Source organism: Bacillus sp. X1(2014), from assembly GCF_007678255.1.
The window spans coordinates 32,727-54,829 of record NZ_VEED01000017.1; the positions used below are offsets into that span (position 1 = coordinate 32,727).

Consider the following 22,103-nt stretch of genomic DNA (forward strand, 5'->3'; position numbering starts at 1 on the left):
TACCATTAATGGGAATGCAAACTGCTTTCTTCCATCCAATAGGCTTCCCGAATATTGATCTGCTTGCGAATTTTCCGGATGATATCGGCGGTGATTTCACCTTCTTCGTACAAATTCTGAATTTCATCTCTTTCAGCCTGGAAAGCCTTTACACGCAATTCCCTTTGTAAATCTCTGTAATGAGCAGAGTCGGCACCCTTTTTTGCTAATTTAAATTTCGTGAGCATTTCGCTATATTCTCCGATAATCACTAAATACACATGCTCATTTTCAGGTGTCATCTGGTTATTTAAAGACTTAATGGCGGCTTTAGCCATATTCATTTTTAACTGAATCATTTTCTTTAATTGTGCCTGGCGGGTTTCAAGTTGTTGCTGGCTTTTCGGCATGATTAATTGAATTAGTTTTAATACACCTCTTTTAGCCAATGTCCCAATAAATAATCTTCTAAAGCGCATCCGATTGGTCACAGCAAGCCTCATCCTCTGAATATGTTCATTAGACAAATAATAAGTTTCTCGGTCTATTTTCCCCTCTACTTTTAATGTTTCAATGTAGAGGGCTTCAGCGTCCAAAGCATTCATCCGAATTTCAGTTTCGAGTATTTTTAAGTGCTCGGAGTTTTTATTATTTTCAGTGTTCAGTCGATTTCGGATTTGATTGTATGAGGCAATAACCGAGACCGCTGCTCCACGATTCTCATCATTCATCAATTCACAAATCGAACGAATGGCTGAATCAATCGTCCGCAGCTTCGCCTCTCGCAGCATTTCTTTCCGTTGTTCATTAGCGTTCACTTTTTCCGTTCTAGCAAGTATGGGCAAGAAGATACTGGCTGTTATGAGCGTCACTAGGATAACTCCAGCAGCTATAAAAATAATTAAAGAACGCTGAGGAAAGGGAGATCCGTCGGCTAGGACATATGGAATGGTAAATGCTCCAGCTAGGGTGACCGCCCCTCTAACTCCGGAGATAGTGATAATCCCAATAGCTCTCATCGAGGGCATTTCGATTTCCTTTTTGAGCCACTCCCATTTCCAGGCCGCGCCAATCCATAAAAAGCGCAAGAAGAGAAGTGCAACTGATACGATGAAAATATACTTACTCACTTCCCAATTATTAAACAGCGGGTCCTTGAAAATTTCACTGATAACACTTGGGATCTGCAGACCTAATAGGACGAACACCAATCCGTTCAAAATATAGATAAGTACCGTCCACGTGTTTTGTGAAACCAATTGCAATTTCATCGCAGGGGATTGGTCGCGCTCCCGGTAGATGGTATGTACAATACCTGCCGCAACGACAGATAAAATACCCGAGAGATGAACATGCTCCACAAGATAAAAAATCACGAATGGAGTGAGAAGTTGGATCAACATGTGGATGGTCACATCCTCCATCCCCAGCCGGCGAATAAAGATTTTCAGTTGAATGATTAGTATCGAAAGAAGTGCACCGCCAGCTAGACCGCCAATAGCAATGATTATAAAACTTCCGCTTGCCTGAGCTAATGAAAAAACACCTGTTACCGTTGCGGCAACCGCAAATTTAAATGCAACCAATCCAGAGGCATCATTCATTAGTCCCTCTCCTTCAAGGATATGCATAATCGTTTTCGGTATCTTCACCCGGCTCGAAATGGCACTCACAGCAACGACATCTGTCGGAGAAAGAATCGCAGCCAAAGCAAAAGCGGCCGGCAATGGAATCGACGGAATCAGCCAATAAATTAAATATCCAATCGTAAATACGGTAACAAATACTAGACCGAGGGCAAGTAAGAGAATTGGTTTTCGTAATTTCCATAATGCGTGCCGTGATACATTTTTTCCATCATGAAAAAGCAGGGGGGCGATAAACAACACAAAAAACAATTCTGGCTCCATCGGGATATGAATGCCTAACGGCAGCGAAGCAAGTAACACCCCGAGTGCAATTTGAACCAGCGGTACTGGGACGTATGGCAAAAAGTGATGGATGAAACTAGATAATCCAATGACAGCAAGCAATAAAAGTATAAGTAGAAAAAATTCCATTGCAGGTCTCCTCTCTTAAATATTTTGTGTAACAAAGATACTTTTCAACACATTAGAGAGGGGATTTCTTATTCAAAAAAATAAGCGAACAGTGAAGGCACTGTTCGCCACAAAACAAAGAACCGGGCGATTGCCCGGCCCACTATTCTTTTTAAACTTCTACCTGTTCAATCTTAACTGTCCAGTTAAACGGATCTTCTTTTTTCCCAAGTTGGATACCGGTCACTTCATCATAAATACGCTGAGAGAGTTCACCGATTTGGCGGTCATTTATTGTGATCGCTTGGTCATTCCAAGTTAATTCGCCAACAGGGGAAATAACAGCAGCTGTTCCTGCACCAAACACTTCTTCAAGCTCGCCGCGTGCATGTGCTGCAAATACCTCTTCAATTGAAATTTTCTCTTCTCGTACAGGGATATTCCAATATTTTAGTAATTCAATCACGGAATCGCGGGTAACCCCTGGTAAAATACTTCCGTTTAAACGCGGTGTGACCACTTCGCCATTAATTTTGAAGAAGATATTCATACTGCCAACTTCTTCTACATACTTATTCTCTTTAGCATCAAGCCAGAGAATTTGGGCAAATCCATTTTCATCTGCTTTTTCCTGTGCTTTCAGACTGGCTGCATAATTTCCAGCAGTCTTTACATGACCTACTCCGCCAATAACAGCACGAACATAATGTTCTTCTACATAAATTCTAACAGGGCTTAATTGGTCTCCATAATAAGCTCCAGATGGAGAGAGAATCACAAGCAATTTATATTGTTTCGCAGGGCGGACGCCAAGATACGGTTCCGTTGAGAATATAAACGGACGAATGTAGAGAGAAGTCCCTTCACCTTCAGGAACCCAATCTTTTTCAGTCAAAATTAATCGTTTAATGGCATTTAATAGAAATTCCTCATCAATCTGTGGAATGCATAGTCTTTCGCATGATTCATTCAAACGTCTCATGTTTTTTTCTGGACGGAAAAGCTGGATTGCGCCATCAGCCGTCTTATAGGCTTTCATTCCCTCAAAGATTGCTTGTCCATAGTGAAAAACCATCGCGGACGGTTCAAGCGTTAAGGGCTCATAAGGAGTAATTCTTGGATCATACCAGCCGACTTCATGTTGATAATCCATAACAAACATATAATCACTAAAATATTTTCCAAAACCAAGTGATGCAAAATCAGGCTTTTCCTTTAACACTTCTCTTTGAATAAATGCAATATCTTGTTTCATGGTTAACACCTCTTGTCGATTCTCTACTTTATCTTGTTGATTAGTAGGCTTTTGTATTATAGAAATTTTAAATTGAAAGTAACTTTATTATCTAACTATACCACTTAAGCAGCACCTACTGCCATTCTCTAGAATAAAAAAATCAAATAATTCTAAAAATAAGGAACCAATGTCTTTATGTTTTTAGGATATTAACATAATTAACTAGAAAGATGAAGAAACTAGAAATTAATACCTAGACAGGACAAAAGGATAAAGGAAGATACACAGATGTCATTGGTGATTTTTTCAACAATATGTTCACTTGTGATCATATATTTTGCGGTCATGCCTAAAAATTTGAACACACTCGAATTAGCTTTGATTATGATCCTTGTCATATATCTTGATAGCAATGTGATGGATATTGTTATGTTAAACCTTAAAAGTATTAAATTATCAGATAAGCTTGCAGGAATTGTAACATTTTATCTGACTTTTCTTGTATTATATCCTCTTGTGTTAGCATGGAATATCGACCGCCTATATTCCACGCATCATAAGTCAGTGAAAATTGGACTTTCGCTTTTTACAATCTTGTTGATTGCGGGGCTGGAAAGTTTAACGAAAATAGTAAATGCCGTAAACTATGTGAACTGGAATTGGCAGAAGGATATTGTACAATGGGTCATCATTTGGCTAATTAGTTTTGGAAGTCACCTTTTGTTTCGAAAATTAGTATTGAAAGAGTTGAAACAATAATGTTAGTATTACCAGAAGATTTCGATACCAACGAATGGTTTATAACGATTTCCATAGCAGTTACTTATACATTTATGCTAAGTCTTCCAAAGCGATTTCCGCTTTCTATTACCCTTCTTATGCTTCTTTTTAGCATGACATATGCTCAAGTCATTGATCATATATTAGCTGAAACCAAATTTGATCTATATGATATAAATGGATGTAGAAAAATATGAATGGTTCGATTTTATTACTTGGTTTCTTTACCCGCCCTTCGGATATACCTTTGTTTATTTTTATGATAAATGGAGGGTAAAAGGGTTCGGGGTATTTTGGTACATAGTAGCATGGGCATTCATTTCATTAGTAGTTGAGGTCCTTAGCTTTAAGTTACATGTATTCACGTACAAGGGCTGGAAGTTTTCGTATTCTTTTCCGATTTATCTCGTGACTCTATGTATTTATTTGCTTGTCTTTCTTTATTTAAAAGGCACTTTTGAAAAATTAAAGCGTACGCCAATCAATTCAGATAGTGGAGGGTAATAATGGTAGATGTTTTTACAGAAATAATAATCGAGCGACCGGTGGGAGAAGTATCAAACTATGCAGCTAATCCTGACAACGCCCCGGAATGGTATGTAAATATTCAATCCGCCGAATGGCAAACGGAAAAACCATTGAAGTTGGGTACAAGAGTGGCTTTTAAAGCCCATTTTCTTGGAAGGGAACTTGCCTATATCTATGAGATAACTGAATTTATATCAGAAAAAAAGCTAGTTATGAAAACAGCTCAGGGCCCGTTTCCTATGGAGACCATCTATACTTGGGAATCTATCGAGGGAAATCGTACAAGGATGACGTTAAGGAATAAAGGGAATCCAACCGGTTTTTCAAAAGTATTTGCACCATTTATGGCTCCGATGATGAAACGAGCAAACATGAAAGATTTAAAAAATATTAAACAAATTCTTGAGTCCTAATAGTATGCCGAAAAAAAAACGCCACAAATGGGCGTCTAAGCAGAAATCATGACTGTTCATTGTTTTCAACTGCATTAGTAAAAGCATTGGGGTCAACCGTGTTTGCACCATAGTCTGGAACATTACTCGCATGCTCTTGGTGATACTGAGACCCCGACCCTTGTTGATTTGGATTGGTTTTCCCTTTTTGTTGGTTGTTTTGTTGATTTGGCATATTCTCACCCCCTAAACCTACAGTGTAGTATGCGTAGTATGGGGGGAATTATTCACAAATCAGCGATGCATGGACCACATTCCAATATCCTTAAATCCAAGCCGTTTGTAAATTCGGCCGGCCTCAGGGTTATCATAAAAAAGGCAAAGTGTTTTGCCCTCATTTAGGACATCCTGAACCACCTTTTTCATAATAGAAGTGGCGAGCCCTTTTCGGCGATATTCTTTTCTGGTGCACACTCCGACAATCATTGCTGACATTGAGTTTTCAGCTGCAGTTGATACACACGCAGTCATGATACCATTATCTTCTGTAAAATAGGTTCTAGATGTATTCGCCTCAATGGATTGTATCAATACGTCCCGGGCATCATCTCTGACATAAAATTCTTCAATAGATTTGCGGAGTTCTAAAATTTGATCTACATCCTCGATGCTAGCCTTTTTATATACGACATTATCAGGAGACAGGCATTCATCCGTACGGCATTCAGCAAAATAAGTCACTTGCTTTTTACCAAGCTGGAGCTCATCATATGGCTCAAATTTCGCTACGATTTCTGATTTTCCGGATAAGAGGATAGGCTGGCTATAGTTCTTCATAATCGATACAAAACCGCTCGTATCGAAATCTTCTTTTGCATAAGGTATAAAAGATTGATGGAACCTAAGAAGTACAGCAATAATCATGTTCTGTTCATCAAACTCAGCCCAGAGTTCTTGAGACTCCGAAGAATAACCGAATGCCTCAATATCCCCGATAATAAATAGATTCATAGATGGTTCATCACTTAAAAAAGCAAGAACCCGTTGATGGTCTTGGTCCGTAAGTTTTCTAATCACGGCAATTCCCCCTTATTTTCAAAAGGTAACTAAATAATTGGAAAATTTCAAGTGTTTTATAAAGTATCCTTAAGTTTTAATACCTGAATAACTGAATGTTGTCCAAATAAGTCATATCCCGTATTTTGTAAGCGTATAAATTATTGTTGAAGTTTCTAAAATAAGATTACTAGTAAAGGGGAATATCGATGAAAAATAGAATTGATCCTGAATTGAGAGAGACGCTCGAATTATTTCCACCGCTTGATTTGGACAACCTGAAGGAATTTAGACAGTTTATGGCGGAGGCAGCACATTCTCTCGAAATACCAATAGATGAGCATGTTGCTATTTATGACCGGATGATTCCAGGTCCAGAGGCTAACCTTGAAGTTAGGGTACGAATTTATGAACCAAAGGAAAAAGATGAGAGGTTACCAGGTCTCTTGTGGATTCACGGTGGAGGATATGTCCTCGGAACGCCAGAGGATAATGATGTCTTGTGTCAGCAATTTGTCATTGATGCGAATTGTGTGGTGGTTTCGGTTGATTATCGTTTAGCTCCAGAGGATCCATATCCAGCAGGCTTGGAAGATTGCTATGCAGCCCTACAATGGATGTCTGAAAATGCGAATGAATTAGGCATTGATTCGTCCCGGATTGGGGCAGCAGGGGCTAGTGCAGGCGGAGGGTTAACTGCAGCCCTAGCGTTATTGGCTCGCGATCGAAATGGCCCTAAATTATGTTTCCAAATGCCGTTGTATCCGATGATTGATGATCAAAATAATACACCATCAAGTTTAGAAATAACCGGAAATATGATTTGGAACCATGACCTCAATGAAAAAGGCTGGTCCATGTACCTCAATGGGGAAAATCGCACAGAAAATGTTTCAGAGTATGCAGCCCCGGCTCGAGCAACCGATCTGACGGGACTTCCGTATACCTATACTTGTGTAGGGCAATTAGATCCATTCCGTGATGAGACACTTACCTATGTTACAAAGCTTAGCCAGGCTGGTGTTGATGTGGAATTCCACCTTTATCCTGGATGTTACCATGGATTTGAAGGACTTACTCCTAACGCGGCTATCAGTCAACGGGCCGTTGCCGAATATGTTAGTGCAGTAAAGCATGTATTGCACCGAAAGATTACTGTGAAAAATGGGTAAAACTTAGTTTCACTAAAAGTAAACAAAAAAGGCGGACAGTACCACTGTCTGCCTTTTTTGTTCCATTTTCTTACTTTAGGAAACTCTAATAACCTTATTGTTTACCCAGACCAAAAATATAGGGTGTTTATTAGGCATGTTGTACAATTTATAAAACGTAAAATTTGTCGTAAATTTAGAGTAGGGATTATTCCAATTTAAGATAATGGCTTACCGTTTGGATTTTATTAGACTAGAAAAAAATCTACAATTTAGCAATTCGATTTTACTTACAAGAAGGACGTGTAGTGTTGAAATGAAGAAAACAGTTATATATAAGAGTAATGAATGTTTTTCGATAAAGGCTGATTTTTATGGAAATAGCAATGATCATGCACCGGTTATAGTTTATATTCATGGTGGTGGGCTTGTTTGGGGGACAAGAGAAGAAATAAGTGATGAGATGATAAAATTCTATAATGATAATGGATTTGCTTTGTTTTCTATCGACTATAGGCTAGCTCCTGAGACAAAATTGCCGGACATTCTGGATGATGTTCAAGATGCATTACAGTGGCTAATATCAGAAGGACCGAATGAATTTTCCATTGATCCGAAAAGAATTGCTGTTGTTGGTAGCTCTGCAGGTGGTTTTTTGGCGCTTTGTACGGGTTCATTTACACACAAACCACGTGCAATTGTCTCTTTTTATGGCTATGGAGATATCATTGGGAATTGGGCAACAAATCCCAGCAGTTTTTATTTACAAAAGGACCATGTCACTAAAAATATTGCTAGAAGGCTTATCTCCGACCAAGTGATTACAGAGGCATCGATTGAACAGAGGTTTCTCTATTATGTGTATGCTCGACAACAAGGGATATGGATCCAAGAGATTACGGGGATAAATCCAAAATTACATAAGGATGCACTCTTAAAGTTTTGTCCAAAGCAAAATATTACTAGGGATTATCCACCAACCTTACTGTTACACGGGACAAAGGATGAGGATGTTCCATATGAACAATCGGTATTTATGAGAGGATCACTAATAAAAGAAAAGGTTGAAACCAGGTTAATCACAATTCCAAATGGAGAGCATGTATTTGATAAGGATTTTGATAATCCGGTTGTCCAAGGTGCATTTAAACAAGTGATTGAATTCCTTCAATACCATTTATCGGAATAAGGTCTTATCGACTTCTTGTCCCACGAAAAATAGATGGGTCCCATGGTTCATAGAGAACGGGACCCATCTATTTTAAGAATTGATAGGAAGTTTTTTATTTAAGAGTCTAAATATTTTTAAAGCTAATTGTATTTGCAGTAATTCCTCTGAGTTTTTTAAATCAGTATTTAAGATTTCCTTAATTTTCTCGATTCTGTAAATAAGCGTATTTCGGTGTAAAAACATCGCCTTTGCTGTTTCACTAATATTAAGGTTATTAATAAAATAGTTCTCTAGCGTAATGATATAACTTGTCCCATGTAAATGATCATGCTCATAGATTTTCCCAAGGCTTTTCTTGAAAAACTCTTCTAATTCTGAATCTTTGATATTACTGTCCAAAAAGTGATAGATGGAATGATCCTCATAATGAGATACTCCCCCTCGTATATTAAATTTCTCCATAAGCCGAATAGATTCATTGGCTTCAGAAAAGCTCTTATGAAGGGAATGAATGGTTTCGTACTGACGGCCAATTCCAACTAAGAAAGTTGTATTATTTATTTCCGTTTCAAGTACATTATAAATTTTAATCCCGTATTGTTTTATCTCATTTACCGAAAGAGAAGGTTTATTGTCATTTTTTCCAATCATTATAATGATACGATTGTTTCTATGGAAGCATGTGACCTCAGCGTTTGAATAGTTCGAAAGATTATAGACTATGTCCACGCATTTTCTGGATTTGTTCTCCAACCGAACCCTCCTTGCAACCATATCATCATAACTGTCATCTTCCTTTGATTCTAAATTAATGACTATACAGTAGTAACTATAACTCGGATTTAATCCATGCATTTCACTAAAGGTGTGAATAGTTTCGACGGATGTTATTTTTCCAGTCAGCAAATCATCAAAGAAATCCTGTTTGATTTTTAACTTTACCTCTTCGATCTCCTTTGCTTTTATACGTTCCAGTGCCATTATAGTTGAAGCCTGCTCTAAAATAATAAAGTCAAACTCCGTTAAATCTTGAACAGTCTGCCATACAACAATATATCCATAAATATTATTTGAAACTGCGATAGGAAGGATGCGGCATTTTATTTCCATTTTTTCTAAGTAATAAGTGCGTTGAATACTTTTTTTCATTTCACTTATCTCTTTAGGAACAGACTGAATAAACTCTTTATTGAAAATAGGTCGATTTTTAACAAGATTGAAGCAGTATGAAAGAGGTACCTTATTATTTAGATGTTCTGTGTAGTGAAGCAACTTCCAATCCGGGTCAACGAAAATAATTGGATTATTAATAGAGCCCGATAACATGGAAGAAATCCTTTCAATCCCTCCGCCCTCCAGTGTAATTCGAAAAAATAAGTTATGCATGTCTAGGGTTTTTCTATTTAATAAATCATAACGTCCAGATGCTTTCTCATTAATAATAGAAATAACCTTTGATAAGGTATATTCAAAAGGCAACTCAATCAGTGGAAAACCCAATTCGTTTGCATAATCGATCATTTTCTGTGGGAGCTTTTCGAAGTATCGTTTCATTTTAACAACGAGACCAGCGCAATTAATAGCTGAAAGCTCGTTAAGTATTCTAATTTGTAAATCCTCATTATCTTTAAAAATATAACCCGTTGATAAAAGGAGTTCATTAGGTGAAAGCCAGTCAAATGCCTCGGGATTTTCAATGATATTTACAATTGAAATTTCATTATCAATTCCTTTTTCCCCAGCAACTATCTTTAAGCCATCAATCGCTTGTATTTCAAATAAATCCTTAACGGTCAGCAAGGTTATCACTCCTTTGTCGAAAAATCGACATATTTAATTGTGTAACATGCACAAACGATTTCTACTTTTTTTGGTTTGCTTAAACGATGATGTTTTTATGCATTCTATCTAAAATAATCATGTAAGGTCATAACCTGTCAAACTAAAATAGCAGTTAAACAAATTTTCCCTTTTAGGGAAATGGAAAGTTGAGACTTATTTTTATACTGTACCTTACAAATATATCCTTTGAAAGGGGCTGCATGTACAGACGTTCCAGATCAATGTTGTGCCACAATCGAGGAATGCGAAATCTGGTGAACTTGGGTTTATCGAAAGAATTAATAATTCGGGTTTAACTGGGTTTGTTCATAGCACATTTAAAAGGACTATTAATATCCATTGTCATGAAAATGAAGAATTATTTACGATTGCCAGCGCCCAAATTGATAATGGACCTAATACGCTTGTGATTCATTCTCCCAGCCTGGAAGAATTCAATATCGATGTCAATGCTGCAGTGTATGTAAAAAATAATGTATTGCACATTTCAAATAAGCTTGCCATATCTACGAATCATGCTGATAAATGGTTTAGTATTTTACCAGAGTACCCTGCGAACACTGAAAACATCAATCGAAATTTAAAAAGAATGATGGAATACATCGATATCCATGGGAAAGCTGGAGGAATGAAAGGGAAAGTAGTTGGCCAAAGTCCTTTTGAGGCTGAAATGTCTAAATTGCTCGAAGAACGAACCAAGTTATTATTAGAGGGATTATTAAATAACCGGATGACCAGTGCCTTGCATCATGCTGTTTCGTTAATAGGTCTTGGTCCAGGATTAACTCCCTCAGGCGATGACTACCTAGTTGGATTATTTACGATCATTAATTTGAGGAATAGCCCTTTCTATCTACATCAATCATTTTGTGAAGAAGTGTTGCAGAATGCAAAAAACTTAACAAATGAAATAAGCTATATGGCATTAAAAAAGGCATCAATTGGTCAAGTGAGAGAGTCTGTTATTCACTTAATCCATTCCATACTTTATGGAGAAGAAGAAGACTTATTTCTCACTTTAAATAAAGTACTAAATATCGGCTCTTCATCAGGAACAGATTTAGCCTTAGGGCTTGTCTGTGGGTTGAAAGCCAATCTTAAAGCAGGAGGTCAATCATGACAGTAAAAGCAATTGTAAAAGCAAACACCTATTTTGATTCTGTATCTTTGATGTCACTGTCAACAAAAGCGAACCAAATAGAAGGCGTTGAACAGGCTATTATCGCAATGGGTACAGAAATGAATAAAGAAGTAATGAAAAATGTGGGATTAATGACATCAGAAGTGGAAGAGGCAAAATCAAGTGATTTAATCATTGTGGTTAATGCTGCAAATGATGAAATATGTGAAAGCGCATTCATTGGTATTGAAGAATTAATGACAAAAAAGGAAACCTCCACTGAGAAAAGTGAAGTCAAATATTCAACGATCACATCAGCATCTCAAGGTATTCCTGAAGCTAATCTAGCAGTAATTGCTGTAAATGGAGCATATGCCACGAGAGAAGCTAGAAAAGCTCTTGAAAACAATCTCCATGTCATGCTATTTAGCGACAATGTAAGCATAGAAGATGAAATTGAGTTAAAGAAGTTGGCCCATGAAAAAGGTTTATTAATGATGGGACCAGATTGCGGAACAGCAATAATTGGCAATGTTGCCCTGTGCTTTGCCAATGCTGTAAGAAAAGGGAACATTGGTATCGTTGGGGCATCAGGAACAGGAAGCCAAGAAGTAAGTGTACGTATTCATGAATTCGGCGGTGGAATCACACAGATGATTGGAACTGGCGGCAGAGATTTAAAAGAGGAAATTGGCGGAATCATGATGCTTGATGGTATCAAAGCACTTGAGAAGGATGAGGCCACGAAAGTCATTGTTCTTGTATCAAAGCCGCCTGCACCAAGTGTTGAAGAGAAAGTATTAGCGCAAATAAAACAATGCAAGAAACCAGTTGTTGTTTGGTTTGTTGGTGGAGATGAAGAGAAGGTCAAACAAGCTGGCGGACATTTTGCGAAAATGTCTAAAGAGGCTGCGCTTAAAGCGGTATTATTGGCTGGTGCTGATGAAAGCGAAATTAATAAACGGGCACTAAACATACCACTTATTGAAGAGGTTCGCACCAAATTAACACCAGAACAAAAATATATCCGCGGGCTATTCAGCGGCGGTACCCTTTGCGATGAGGCCATGCATGCTGCAATGGAGAAGTTCGATAATGTCTACAGTAATATCCAAAGAGATCCGAACTATCGCTTGCAAGATAAAAATATTAGTCAAGAACATACATTTATTGATTTTGGTGATGATGAGTTCACACAAGGTAAGCCACATCCAATGATTGATCCGTCTACAAGAATTTCGAGATTTATCCAAGAGGCGAAAGATCCATCCGTTGGTGTCATCGTCATGGACTTTGTTTTAGGATATGGGGCACACGAAGACCCAGTTGGAGCAATGCTTCCTGCAATCATTGAAGCAAAGCAAAATGCAGAACAAGAGGGAAGGCATCTTGAAATTATCGGATACGTTCTTGGAACAGAATTGGATCCTCAAAACATTGAAGAACAGGTAGAAAAGCTGTTAGCTGCAGGTGTAACACATGCCAGCAGCAGCCAGAATGCAGGCCTTTTGGCAAGAGAATTTGTTTTGAAGGGAGAATAAGCCATGAGTAAAATAAATGAGCTTTTTAATCAAAAACTTAATGTTATTAACGTGGGAATCGAGTCATTTAAGGATGATTTAGTAAAACAAAATACAGAAGTAACTCATCTAGAGTGGACCCCGCCAGGCAGAGGCAACCCTGAACTTATTGCAGCCCTTGATATGCTTGAGGATCCATCTATTCTTGAAAAAATTGAAGCAGCAAATAGGGTAGCTGTTGAAAGAATTATTAACTCACAGCCAGTATTAGTTGGTTTTGAAAAAGCAATTGATTGTGTGCCAGGTATGACAAAATCAACGATTCTTCACGCAGGACCTCCAATAACTTGGGATAAAATGAATGGTCCGATGAGGGGGGCTGTGACTGGGGCAATTGTATTTGAAGGACTTGCAAAGGATTTAGAAGAAGCGGCAGAACTGGCTGCATCTGGTGAAATTACCTTCTCTCCATGTCATGAGCACAACTGTGTGGGCTCAATGGCTGGTGTAACATCTGCATCGATGTATATGCACATTGTAGAGAATAAAACCTATGGAAATATTGCTTACACAAACTTGAGTGAGCAGCTATCAAAAATCCTTCGAATGGGTGCTAATGATCAAAGTGTTATTGACCGTTTAGTTTGGATGCGCGATGTTTTCGGTCCAATCCTAAGTGCAGCGATGAAGTTAAATTCGAATGGAATTGATTTGCGTTTAATGCTTGCTCAAGCCCTTCATATGGGTGACGAGTGTCATAACCGCAACGTTGCCGGAACAACGCTTTTAATCCAGGCGTTAACACCTTATATTATTCAAACAGATTTTACACTTGAACAAAAACGAGAAGTTTTTGAGTTTGTTGCAAGCAGTGATTATTTCTCTGGTCCAACTTGGATGGCTCTTGCGAAATGTGCTCTTGACGCAGCACATGGCATTGAAAATAGTACGATTGTAACAACAATGGCGCGTAATGGTACTGAATTCGGTATCCGTGTAAGTGGAATTCCGGGAAAAACATGGTTTACAGGTCCGGCGCAAAAAGTAATTGGTCCAATGTTTGCTGGGTACAAGCCTGAAGATTCTGGATTGGATATTGGGGATAGCGCAATCACCGAAACTTATGGAATCGGTGGATTTGCGATGGCTACAGCCCCTGCTATTGTTGCTCTTGTAGGCGGAACAATCGAAGACGCAATTGGCTACTCTAAAAAAATGAAAGAAATTACAACAACAGAAAATCCAAACGTAACGATTCCATTGTTGAATTTCATGGGTATTCCGACTGGAATCGATGTTCGAAAGGTCGTTCAGACGGGAATCATGCCAATCATTAATACGGCAATAGCCCATAAGGAAGCGGGAATTGGAATGATTGGAGCAGGAATCACTAATCCACCAGTTGAAGCATTTGAAAAGGCATTACTTGCTCTAAGCAAGAACATTAAGTAATAGATTCTGGTCCTAATCCTTTTAGGACCAGAACCGATTTAATCTTATTTAGATTGATAGATTTCATGATGGGAACACAACAAAAGGAGAGAATGTCTTTGGAAAATCATTCCCTACACAGCAAACTGATTGAAGCAAGTGAGCAGGGTAATCTAACAACTGCAAAACAGCTTTTAGATGAGGGTGCAGACGTATACTATAAAGATGCTGCAGGTCGAACAGCGTTAATGGCAGCAACACAAAAAAATCAAATTGATGTAGTTAAATTATTACTTGAGGCCGGCAGTGACGTAAATACACGAGATATAACACAGCTAACTCCATTTATTTGTTCCGGTGCAAACGGATTTCATGAAATTTTAAGCTTAATGCTCCAGTATGGTGCGGATTTAAATAGTGTGAACCGTTTTGGAGGCACTGCATTGCTTCCATCTAGTGAGAAAGGCTATTTGAAGACCGTTCAAGTTTGCTTGGATGCTGGGGTTCCAGTGAATCATGTGAACAATTTAGGCTGGTCCGCTCTGCTTGAGTCCGTAATTCTGGGTAATGGCGGTCGGTTATATTCCGATATCATTCAAGAACTAGTAAACGCCGGTGCAGATGTGTTTCTCCCTGATAGAGACGGGAAATCAGCATTAAAGCATGCGAAAGAAATGGGCCACGATAAGATTTCAGCCATCTTGAACAAGGAATTTGAAGAAAATAATGAATCTATTAAAAAGGCTAAACAACTTGCTAGAAGCGGTCATTTTGAGGAAGCTATCTTGGAAATTGAAAAGGACCTTGAACATGATGGTCAAAACCTTGATTTGATTTACTACAAAGGCTATTTCTTACAAGAATTAAAGAGATATGAGGAAGCACTTGAGGAATACAACAAAGCATTAGCCCTTGACCCAATGGATTTAGACTTCTATTTCTATACGGCCAATTGTTTAAGAGCAATGAGGAAAACGAAGGAAGCGCTTTCAGAGTATGATAAAGCTTGTGCATTAAACACTACAGAAACTTTTTATCGTTATCATAAATCCAATTACCTAAGAGAACTAGGCAGGCATGAGGATGCTGTTGTTGAAATGGACAAATTACTTGCACTAATGCCAAACCGCTATGATTTTTCTTTCCATAAGGCGAACAGCCTTAGGACTCTAGGTAAACATCAGGAAGCAATTGAAGCAATTGAGAATGCGATTGCAAATGATCCGACTAACCCGTTATATCATTTGCATAAGGAACAATCTCTTGAATTGCTAGTGAAAAAAGCAAATGAAAGTAAGGGGAAAATTTGATGGGAAAATTAGTAATAGTTGCAATTGGAGGAAACTCATTAGTCCGCGATAATGGCCGTGATACGGTTCAGGACCAATACGAAGCGGTGTGCGAAACAGCAGTAAATATTGCCGATATGGTTGCAGAAGGTTTCAATGTAGTAGTCACCCACGGTAATGGTCCACAAGTAGGTTTTGGACTTAGACGGTCGGAAATTGCGAATGAAGTCACTGGTATGCCGGCAGTTCCACTAGTCAATTGTGGTGCAGATACGCAAGGCGGTATTGGCTATCAAATTCAACAGGCCTTAATCAATGAATTTGCCAAGAGGAGTATTAACAAAAAGGTCGCTACGGTTATTACACAGGTAGAAGTGAGTATTGATGACCCCAATTTTAAAAATCCGACAAAACCTGTAGGGGCATTTTTTACACTAGAGCAGGCTGAAGAAATGAAAAAAGAACATCCAGACTGGAGTTTCATAGAAGATTCAGGCCGCGGCTATCGAAGAGTGGTCCCTTCACCAAAACCAATTAACATTGTTGAAAAAGATGCGATTAAAACATTAATCGATGCTGGATTTGTGGTTATCGCTGTTGGAGGGGGCGGGATTCCTGTAGTAAGGAACAATAACAATGCGTTTGAGGGAATCGACGCAGTCATTGATAAGGATTTTGCAACGAGTCTACTCGCAGAACAGGTTCAAGCGGAAACATTGATCATTACCACGGGTGTTTCGAGAGTTTGTATTAACTTTGGCAAGCCAAATCAAAAGGCACTTGAAAAGATTACGGTTGAAGAAACCAAACAATATGTACTTGAAAACCACTTTCCTCCAGGAAGCATGCTTCCTAAAATTGAGGCTAGCTTAAGTTTTTTGAAAAAAAATGGTTCGAGGGTCATTATCACAAACCCAGAAAGCTTAAAAGAAGCAATCAATGAAGGCGCAGGAACTCATATTGTAAGGTAATGGACAAATTTTATAGCTAAGCAAGGAGATGTAAATATGGAAGAAGCTAAAATTGAAAAAGCCTATGATAAATATAAATCATATGGTTATTCAGATGATTTACTTCCAAAGAAGCCTAGCCAAAGAGATTGGGGCATATCAAACTATACGACACTATGGATGGGCGCCGTCCATAATATCATGTCTTATATGACAGTAGCAGGATTCTTTATTCTAGGATTAAATACAAAGCAAGTACTATTAGCCGTCATGCTTTCAGCAGTTATTGTATCAACATTTTATGTTTTAAACGGTTATTCAGCATCAAAGTATGGCCTCCCATTTGCTATGCTGCTTCGAGATACCTTCGGAGTAAAAGGAGCCATCATCCCTGCGTTATGTCGTGGTCTAATAGCCGGTTTGGTATTCTTTGGTACTACCACTGTCGTTGGGGCGGAATCTTTGAATGTTATTTTTACGAGATTCATTCCGAATTATATGACCTTAGGTGGAGATTTTAATATTTTTGGCTTAACTGTTCCTACGATGATTTCCTATGCCATTCTTTGGACGATTACCGTTCTATTGTTCTTAGGTGGAATGAACGTTTTAGGTAAATTTGGAAATTGGTCTTCACCTGTTGTTTACGTATTTATCATTGGTGCAGCAGTTTGGGCAATCAACATGGCGGGTGGTTTTGGACCAATTTTATCGTATGTACCGAAAGATCCGTCCTCTAGCCCACTTGTTTTTATAGCCTGCGTAAGTGCGTTAGTATCTAACTGGGCCGGTCCAGTGGTTAACATGGCTGATTTTACTCATCGAGCTAAATCGCCAAGAGACGTTATTATTGGGTTACCACTAGGATTTATTTTTTCGTATATTCTCTTTGCCATCACTTGTGTTGCCTTAATTGCTGGTACTGAAATTGCATTTGGTGAGCCTATTTTCAATATCGTTCATGCGCTTGATAAAATTGAAAATACATTTTCTGTAGTAGTATTAATATTAGCCCTAAACGTTGGTGCTACGGCGTTTGTTGTGTTTGCAAACCTATTGCCTTCAGGATTACAAATGACATCTCTATTTCCAAAAAGATTTACTGTAAAGTCAGCAGGTATCTTGACAGCGATTGTTGGAACCTTAATTTTACCATGGAAGCTTGTATCTAGCACAACAACATTGTTCTTCTTCTATAGCTTTATTGGATCCATCTTTGGACCAATCGCAGGGATTATGCTTTCCAGCTTCTATATTCATCGTAAGAGAAAGCTAAACCTAGATAATATTTATGTACCACAAAGCAGTAATGGGGAGTATAAGAAGGGCTATAATCCAATTGCAATGGGTGTTTTAGCAGTGAGCTTCATTCTTCCAATGTCAGGTGCATTTCTTAAGAATGTACCACTTTTAGCTAAAATGAATGATTTTGCATTCTTTAGTGGTTTTGATTGTTTCGTTTATTCTATACACTATTTTTGGAAAGTATAGTAAACCGAATAACCAATAGTTTTTTTGTAGAAGCATAGTCAAAGTTTTTAAGGATATTTATTAAAATTTATGTTCAATAAATAATAGGAGGAATTTGATTATGGATTATATGAAAATGGCTGCAGAGGCAACAATTAAAGGAATGAACAATAAAGTTGGAGGTCCATTTGGCGCAACAATTGTCCGTGGTGATGAAGTGATTGCTGCAGTAAGTAACACGATGATGAGAGATACAGATCCATCTGCACATGCAGAAATGGTTGCTATTCGAGAAGCTTGTAAGAAACTTGGAACCATGGATTTATCTGATTGTGTAATATACGCAACTTGTGAACCATGTCCAATGTGTGTCTCAGCCATCATTTGGACAGGCGTTAAAGAAGTTCATTATTGTAACACAAGAGATGATGCTCATGATTATGGTTTTTCTGATATGCACCTACGCAAATATTTAACAGGAGAAGATACAAGTGTGCTTAACATGATCAAAGTAGAAAAAAGAGAAGATTGTGATCATCTATTTGAGCATTTTCACAAACAAAATGAGAAGTAGGATTTCTGTCCTACACGTGAACACAAGAAAAGCAGTCAACCCTCTTTATAATTGACTGCTTTTTCTTATTTAGATAAGTGAATGTGCAGAAATTCAATTAACTGTTTAAGTGCGTCCATTTGCTCTATTTCACGTCCTTCATGAAGGTAAATGAAAATAAATTAAAATGGAGATTGCAAGACGAAGTTTATAAAAAAAGTTGTAGATTACTATCTTTATTTAAACACTAAGAAGTAGAAATATTATAAAAAAGGGTAATGATTTTGAATATATAAAATAATTACTTTTTTTATAATGATACTTATGGGAGTTAAATAGGCTTACTTCTGAATAATGAAAGGAGTTAATTGAATTGAAAACCAAATTAAAGGGAAGATACGTAATTGGTTACGATGGAGAAGACCACGTCTTAATTGAAAACGCGGAAGTTGTTTTCGAAAATGATAAGATCATCTTTGTCGGCAAAAATTACCTTGGCACAGTGAATAAGGTAATCGATATGGGGAACTCCGTCATTAGTCCGGGGTTTATCGATTTAAATGCATTAGGTGATATTGATCACGATATTTTACATTTAGAGGCAAGGACAAACAGACAGAATAACCTGCTTTGGTCTGAACAATATATAAAAAACGGACACCATGAAGTCATGACAGCTAAAGAAGAAAATTTTAAATCTCTTTATGCCTACTCACAACTGATTCTCCATGGGGTTACTACTGCGATGCCAATTACCTCGGTACTTTATAAAGAATGGGCAGAAACGTATGAAGAGCTTACTGCTGCAGCAAACCATGCTGGAAGTTTGGGATTAAGAATCTATCTTGGGCCAAGCTACCAATCTGGAATCAGGGTGGTAAAACCTGATGGTACGATCCATCTGTACTGGGATGAAGAAGCAGGAAAAGCTGGATTAAATGATGCTGTAAGGTTTGTAGAAGAATTTGACGGAGCTTATGATGGATTAGTTAGGGGGATGCTGGCACCCGAACGAATTGAATGTCAAACGTCAGAAAGTTTGACACAAACAAAATACTATAGTGATAAATTGGGAGTGCCAATTAAACTTCATGCAGCACAAGGAACCTATGAATATCATTCCATTGTTGAAAAGCACGGTGTAACTCCTATTCGCTATTTATATGACCTTGGTTTTTTAGGGTCAAAAACAGGAATTCCGCATGCTCACTTTATTGCTGGATATAGTGAAGCACATTCAGGTAAAGGTGATGATATAGCACTTCTGAAAGAAACGAATACAACGGTTATTCATTGTCCCTTAATCATTGGCAGGCATGCTTCGGCATTAGAATCATTTGCTAAATATAGACGGGCAGGTATCAATTTAGCACTTGGAACAGATACATTTCCGCCAGATATGTTTCAAAACATTCGAACAGGCAGCATGTTTTCTCGATTCATAGAAAAGGAAGTCGAGGATTCCACGTACGCCGATTTTTTTCGGGCGGCCACACTTGGGGCAGCTGCGTTCCTTGGAAGAAATGACCTCGGCCGTTTAGCTGTTGGGGCGAAAGCGGATATTATTGCAATTGACTTAAATGGATATCATTTAGGCGTTCTCGATGATCCAATCCGAACGATGATTATGAGCGGAACAGGAAGAGACGTGAAACTATCCATAATAAACGGAAGGATTGTAATGAAGGACCAAAAAATACCTCATTTTGATTTAGAAGAATTGCAAACCAAGGGACAACAATATTTTAACAAAATGAGAAAAGGATATTTCGAAAGAGATTATCAGCAATTGACTGAAAGAGAATTATTTACTCCATCATTTAAAATAGTAGATTCTATCTAAAATGAACAAAAGTAGTAAAGATAATGAAAAATAAAGTAAATATTTTCGAAATTAAATTATCTGAATATTTTTTATAATTAGATAAACGGTTTTAAAGATGTTAAAAATATTCAGGAGGTATATTCCATGGTGAAAAAATGGGGGTTAGGTAGATTTGTTCTGATTATGTTTATGGTGTTTGTCATTACCGGCTGTTCGACAAGTAAGGATGTCAGCACAAAAGGCAATGGCAAAAAAACAGGATCTAAGGACGGTGGTACATTAGTGATTGCCCGATTGTCAGATGCAGAAAACTTAGATCATCAGTTTATGTCAACAATCAATGCTGCAAGTGTTACCCATCGCAAAATCTATGAGGGTTTAGTTGGTCGGGATCATAATGCTGAAATCCAGCCCTTGCTGGCGGAAAAATGGGAGCAACTAGATGATACGACATGGGAGTTTAAATTACGAGAAGATGTTAAATTTCATGATGGGTCAGCTTTTAATGCTAATGCTGTAAAAGCTACATTTGATCGACTATTAGACCCGAAAGTGGCATCTCCTAGAGCTATTGTCCTTAAAATGGTAAAAGAAGTAAGGATAATTGATGACTACACCGTTCAATTTATTTTATCAGAGCCATTTGCCCCATTACTCTCTATTTTGGCTAGTCATGAAGGTGGGATTATAAGTCCAAAAACTATCGAGAAATACGGGAAAAGCATTATTAAAGAACCAAATGGGACAGGTCCATTTGTTTTCAAATCATGGACACCTGGACAAGAAATTGTATTAACAAAAAACAATAGTTATTGGGGAGATAAGGCGAAGGTCGATAAAGTCGTATTTAAGGTTGTGCCAGAGGAAACTACTAGAATCTCTATGCTAGAAACAGGTGAAGCCCAAATAGCTGAACCCCTGTCTGTACCAATGATGGATACTGTAAAGGCTTCACAAGCAATCGATGTTTACCGTAGTGAAGGATATGGAACAGAGTATATCGGCTTTAATGTTCAAAAGAAGCCATTTAATGATGAAAAGGTTCGAAAGGCCATCGCCCATGCTGTTGAAATAGATTCCATTATTAAAGGTGTCTACAATAATGTGGGGAAAAGGGCTAATTCCCTATTAGGCTCAAAGGTTTTCGGTTACCATCCAGATATGAAATCGTATAAATATAACTTAAATGAAGCAAAGAGATTACTTGCTGAAGCGGGTTACCCTAATGGTTTTGAAGTTACACTTAAAACGATGGACAGCAAAGAAAGAGTGAATATGGCAGAAGTACTACAATCACAGTTAAAAGGTATTGGTGTCAAATTAAAAATACAGGTGTTGGAGTATGGTACCTTTGTTGACCAAGTAAATAAGGGTGACTCTGAGATGTTCATCCTTAGCTGGAGAAATGCTACTGGTGATGCTGATTATAATCAATATAACCTTTTCCATACAAGCTCGCAGGGGGGAGCGGGAAATACCTTCTTTTACAGTAATAATGAGGTTGACCAGATAATAGAAGCTGCACGCCGTGAAAAAGACCAAGAAAAACGAAAAGCATTATATGCACAGTCACAAGAAATAGAAATGAAAGAGGCAGTTTACATTCCTACTCGAGTGATTGAGAATTTAGCTGCGGTAGGAAAAAATGTAAAAGGTTTTTCTATTAGTCCATCAGGCTATTTAGAAATAAATGATGTGTCAATTCAATAAGCTACGGTATAAAAGAGGGATACCTATTTTTGGGTAACCTCTTTTACCATGGTGGTTAAT

General features: G+C 38.0%; 19 protein-coding genes. 14 read left to right on the forward strand and 5 right to left on the reverse strand.

Annotated elements, in window-relative coordinates; all coding sequences use genetic code 11:
• Window positions 1–5: 5 nt before the first annotated feature.
• Both FS608_RS23400 and FS608_RS23405 read right to left on the reverse strand, forming a co-directional pair.
• Complete coding sequence (locus FS608_RS23400; RefSeq protein WP_144554966.1) at window positions 6–2,039, reverse strand: Na+/H+ antiporter; 2,034 nt, start codon at window positions 2,037–2,039, stop codon at window positions 6–8.
• Window positions 2,040–2,190: 151 nt separating this feature from the next.
• Window positions 2,191–3,273: a branched-chain amino acid aminotransferase gene (locus FS608_RS23405; protein ID WP_144554967.1), complete on the reverse strand. Its 1,083-nt coding sequence runs from the start codon at window positions 3,271–3,273 to the stop codon at window positions 2,191–2,193.
• A gap of 270 nt (window positions 3,274–3,543) precedes the next feature.
• Here FS608_RS23405 and FS608_RS23410 point away from each other — a divergent pair, with 270 nt between their 5' ends.
• From FS608_RS23410 to FS608_RS23420, 3 genes are all read left to right on the forward strand, one after another.
• Window positions 3,544–4,014: a hypothetical protein gene (locus tag FS608_RS23410; RefSeq protein WP_144554968.1), complete on the forward strand. Its 471-nt coding sequence runs from the start codon at window positions 3,544–3,546 to the stop codon at window positions 4,012–4,014.
• A gap of 198 nt (window positions 4,015–4,212) precedes the next feature.
• Window positions 4,213–4,539, forward strand: coding sequence for a hypothetical protein (locus FS608_RS30915; protein WP_144554969.1), 327 nt, complete (start codon window positions 4,213–4,215; stop codon window positions 4,537–4,539).
• Window positions 4,540–4,541: 2 nt separating this feature from the next.
• Window positions 4,542–4,976 carry an SRPBCC family protein gene (locus FS608_RS23420; protein ID WP_144554970.1) on the forward strand — a complete coding sequence of 145 codons (435 nt, stop codon included), beginning with the start codon at window positions 4,542–4,544 and terminating at the stop codon, window positions 4,974–4,976.
• A 46-nt stretch (window positions 4,977–5,022) separates the two neighbouring features.
• On the opposite strand, the gene FS608_RS30525 is transcribed toward FS608_RS23420, so the two are convergent.
• Entirely contained in the window at window positions 5,023–5,190 is a 168-nt protein-coding gene (locus FS608_RS30525) for a hypothetical protein (RefSeq protein WP_186328874.1), read from the reverse strand.
• 59 nt (window positions 5,191–5,249) lie between these two features.
• Window positions 5,250–6,032 carry a GNAT family N-acetyltransferase gene (locus FS608_RS23425; RefSeq protein WP_144554971.1) on the reverse strand — a complete coding sequence of 261 codons (783 nt, stop codon included), beginning with the start codon at window positions 6,030–6,032 and terminating at the stop codon, window positions 5,250–5,252.
• Window positions 6,033–6,220: 188 nt separating this feature from the next.
• Between FS608_RS23425 and FS608_RS23430 the strand changes: the two genes are divergently transcribed.
• Together FS608_RS23430 and FS608_RS23435 are read left to right on the forward strand one after the other, a co-directional pair.
• The gene (locus FS608_RS23430) at window positions 6,221–7,183 is read left to right on the forward strand and encodes an alpha/beta hydrolase (RefSeq protein ID WP_144554972.1); all 963 of its coding nucleotides are present in this window, start codon (window positions 6,221–6,223) and stop codon (window positions 7,181–7,183) included.
• A 295-nt stretch (window positions 7,184–7,478) separates the two neighbouring features.
• The gene (locus FS608_RS23435; protein WP_144554973.1) at window positions 7,479–8,351 is read left to right on the forward strand and encodes an alpha/beta hydrolase; all 873 of its coding nucleotides are present in this window, start codon (window positions 7,479–7,481) and stop codon (window positions 8,349–8,351) included.
• 72 nt (window positions 8,352–8,423) lie between these two features.
• Here the strand turns inward: FS608_RS23435 and FS608_RS23440 are convergent, their stop codons facing one another.
• Window positions 8,424–10,133 (reverse strand): PucR family transcriptional regulator, encoded by a 1,710-nt coding sequence (locus FS608_RS23440; protein WP_144554974.1) that lies wholly within the window; start codon window positions 10,131–10,133, stop codon window positions 8,424–8,426.
• Between the two features lie 268 nt (window positions 10,134–10,401).
• On the opposite strand from FS608_RS23440, the gene FS608_RS23445 reads away from it, so the two are divergent.
• The 9 genes from FS608_RS23445 to FS608_RS23485 all read left to right on the forward strand — a co-directional run bounded on the left by FS608_RS23445 (window position 10,402) and on the right by FS608_RS23485 (window position 22,043).
• Window positions 10,402–11,295: an oxamate carbamoyltransferase subunit AllH family protein gene (locus FS608_RS23445; RefSeq protein ID WP_144554975.1), complete on the forward strand. Its 894-nt coding sequence runs from the start codon at window positions 10,402–10,404 to the stop codon at window positions 11,293–11,295.
• On the forward strand, window positions 11,292–12,836 hold the full coding sequence (gene fdrA, locus FS608_RS23450) for an acyl-CoA synthetase FdrA (protein WP_144554976.1): 1,545 nt from the start codon (window positions 11,292–11,294) through the stop codon (window positions 12,834–12,836). Before FS608_RS23445 ends, fdrA begins: the two co-directional genes overlap by 4 nt.
• A 3-nt stretch (window positions 12,837–12,839) precedes the next feature.
• On the forward strand, window positions 12,840–14,267 hold the full coding sequence (locus FS608_RS23455; protein WP_144554977.1) for a YlbE family protein: 1,428 nt from the start codon (window positions 12,840–12,842) through the stop codon (window positions 14,265–14,267).
• 98 nt (window positions 14,268–14,365) lie between these two features.
• Window positions 14,366–15,556: an ankyrin repeat domain-containing protein gene (locus FS608_RS23460; protein WP_260871790.1), complete on the forward strand. Its 1,191-nt coding sequence runs from the start codon at window positions 14,366–14,368 to the stop codon at window positions 15,554–15,556.
• Window positions 15,556–16,506: a carbamate kinase gene (gene arcC, locus FS608_RS23465; protein WP_144554979.1), complete on the forward strand. Its 951-nt coding sequence runs from the start codon at window positions 15,556–15,558 to the stop codon at window positions 16,504–16,506. The genes FS608_RS23460 and arcC overlap by 1 nt, the downstream gene beginning before the upstream one ends.
• 36 nt (window positions 16,507–16,542) lie before the next feature.
• On the forward strand, window positions 16,543–17,976 hold the full coding sequence (locus tag FS608_RS23470; RefSeq protein ID WP_260871791.1) for a cytosine permease: 1,434 nt from the start codon (window positions 16,543–16,545) through the stop codon (window positions 17,974–17,976).
• 100 nt (window positions 17,977–18,076) lie between these two features.
• A complete protein-coding gene (locus tag FS608_RS23475; RefSeq protein WP_098933470.1) occupies window positions 18,077–18,529 on the forward strand; it encodes a nucleoside deaminase in 453 nt (150 codons plus the stop codon).
• A 352-nt stretch (window positions 18,530–18,881) separates the two neighbouring features.
• Window positions 18,882–20,351 (forward strand): amidohydrolase family protein, encoded by a 1,470-nt coding sequence (locus tag FS608_RS23480; RefSeq protein WP_144554980.1) that lies wholly within the window; start codon window positions 18,882–18,884, stop codon window positions 20,349–20,351.
• A gap of 126 nt (window positions 20,352–20,477) precedes the next feature.
• The gene (locus tag FS608_RS23485; RefSeq protein ID WP_144554981.1) at window positions 20,478–22,043 is read left to right on the forward strand and encodes a glutathione ABC transporter substrate-binding protein; all 1,566 of its coding nucleotides are present in this window, start codon (window positions 20,478–20,480) and stop codon (window positions 22,041–22,043) included.
• Window positions 22,044–22,103 lie beyond the last annotated feature (60 nt).

Coding starts and splice junctions, on each gene's coding strand:
- FS608_RS23400 (WP_144554966.1), bottom strand. CDS start 2,039: ATGGAATTTTTTCTACTTATACTTTTATTGCTTGCTGTCATTGGATTA.
- FS608_RS23405 (WP_144554967.1), bottom strand. CDS start 3,273: ATGAAACAAGATATTGCATTTATTCAAAGAGAAGTGTTAAAGGAAAAG.
- FS608_RS23410 (WP_144554968.1), top strand. CDS start 3,544: ATGTCATTGGTGATTTTTTCAACAATATGTTCACTTGTGATCATATAT.
- FS608_RS30915 (WP_144554969.1), top strand. CDS start 4,213: ATGGATGTAGAAAAATATGAATGGTTCGATTTTATTACTTGGTTTCTT.
- FS608_RS23420 (WP_144554970.1), top strand. CDS start 4,542: ATGGTAGATGTTTTTACAGAAATAATAATCGAGCGACCGGTGGGAGAA.
- FS608_RS30525 (WP_186328874.1), bottom strand. CDS start 5,190: ATGCCAAATCAACAAAACAACCAACAAAAAGGGAAAACCAATCCAAAT.
- FS608_RS23430 (WP_144554972.1), top strand. CDS start 6,221: ATGAAAAATAGAATTGATCCTGAATTGAGAGAGACGCTCGAATTATTT.
- FS608_RS23435 (WP_144554973.1), top strand. CDS start 7,479: ATGAAGAAAACAGTTATATATAAGAGTAATGAATGTTTTTCGATAAAG.
- fdrA (WP_144554976.1), top strand. CDS start 11,292: ATGACAGTAAAAGCAATTGTAAAAGCAAACACCTATTTTGATTCTGTA.
- FS608_RS23455 (WP_144554977.1), top strand. CDS start 12,840: ATGAGTAAAATAAATGAGCTTTTTAATCAAAAACTTAATGTTATTAAC.
- arcC (WP_144554979.1), top strand. CDS start 15,556: ATGGGAAAATTAGTAATAGTTGCAATTGGAGGAAACTCATTAGTCCGC.
- FS608_RS23470 (WP_260871791.1), top strand. CDS start 16,543: ATGGAAGAAGCTAAAATTGAAAAAGCCTATGATAAATATAAATCATAT.
- FS608_RS23475 (WP_098933470.1), top strand. CDS start 18,077: ATGGATTATATGAAAATGGCTGCAGAGGCAACAATTAAAGGAATGAAC.
- FS608_RS23485 (WP_144554981.1), top strand. CDS start 20,478: ATGGTGAAAAAATGGGGGTTAGGTAGATTTGTTCTGATTATGTTTATG.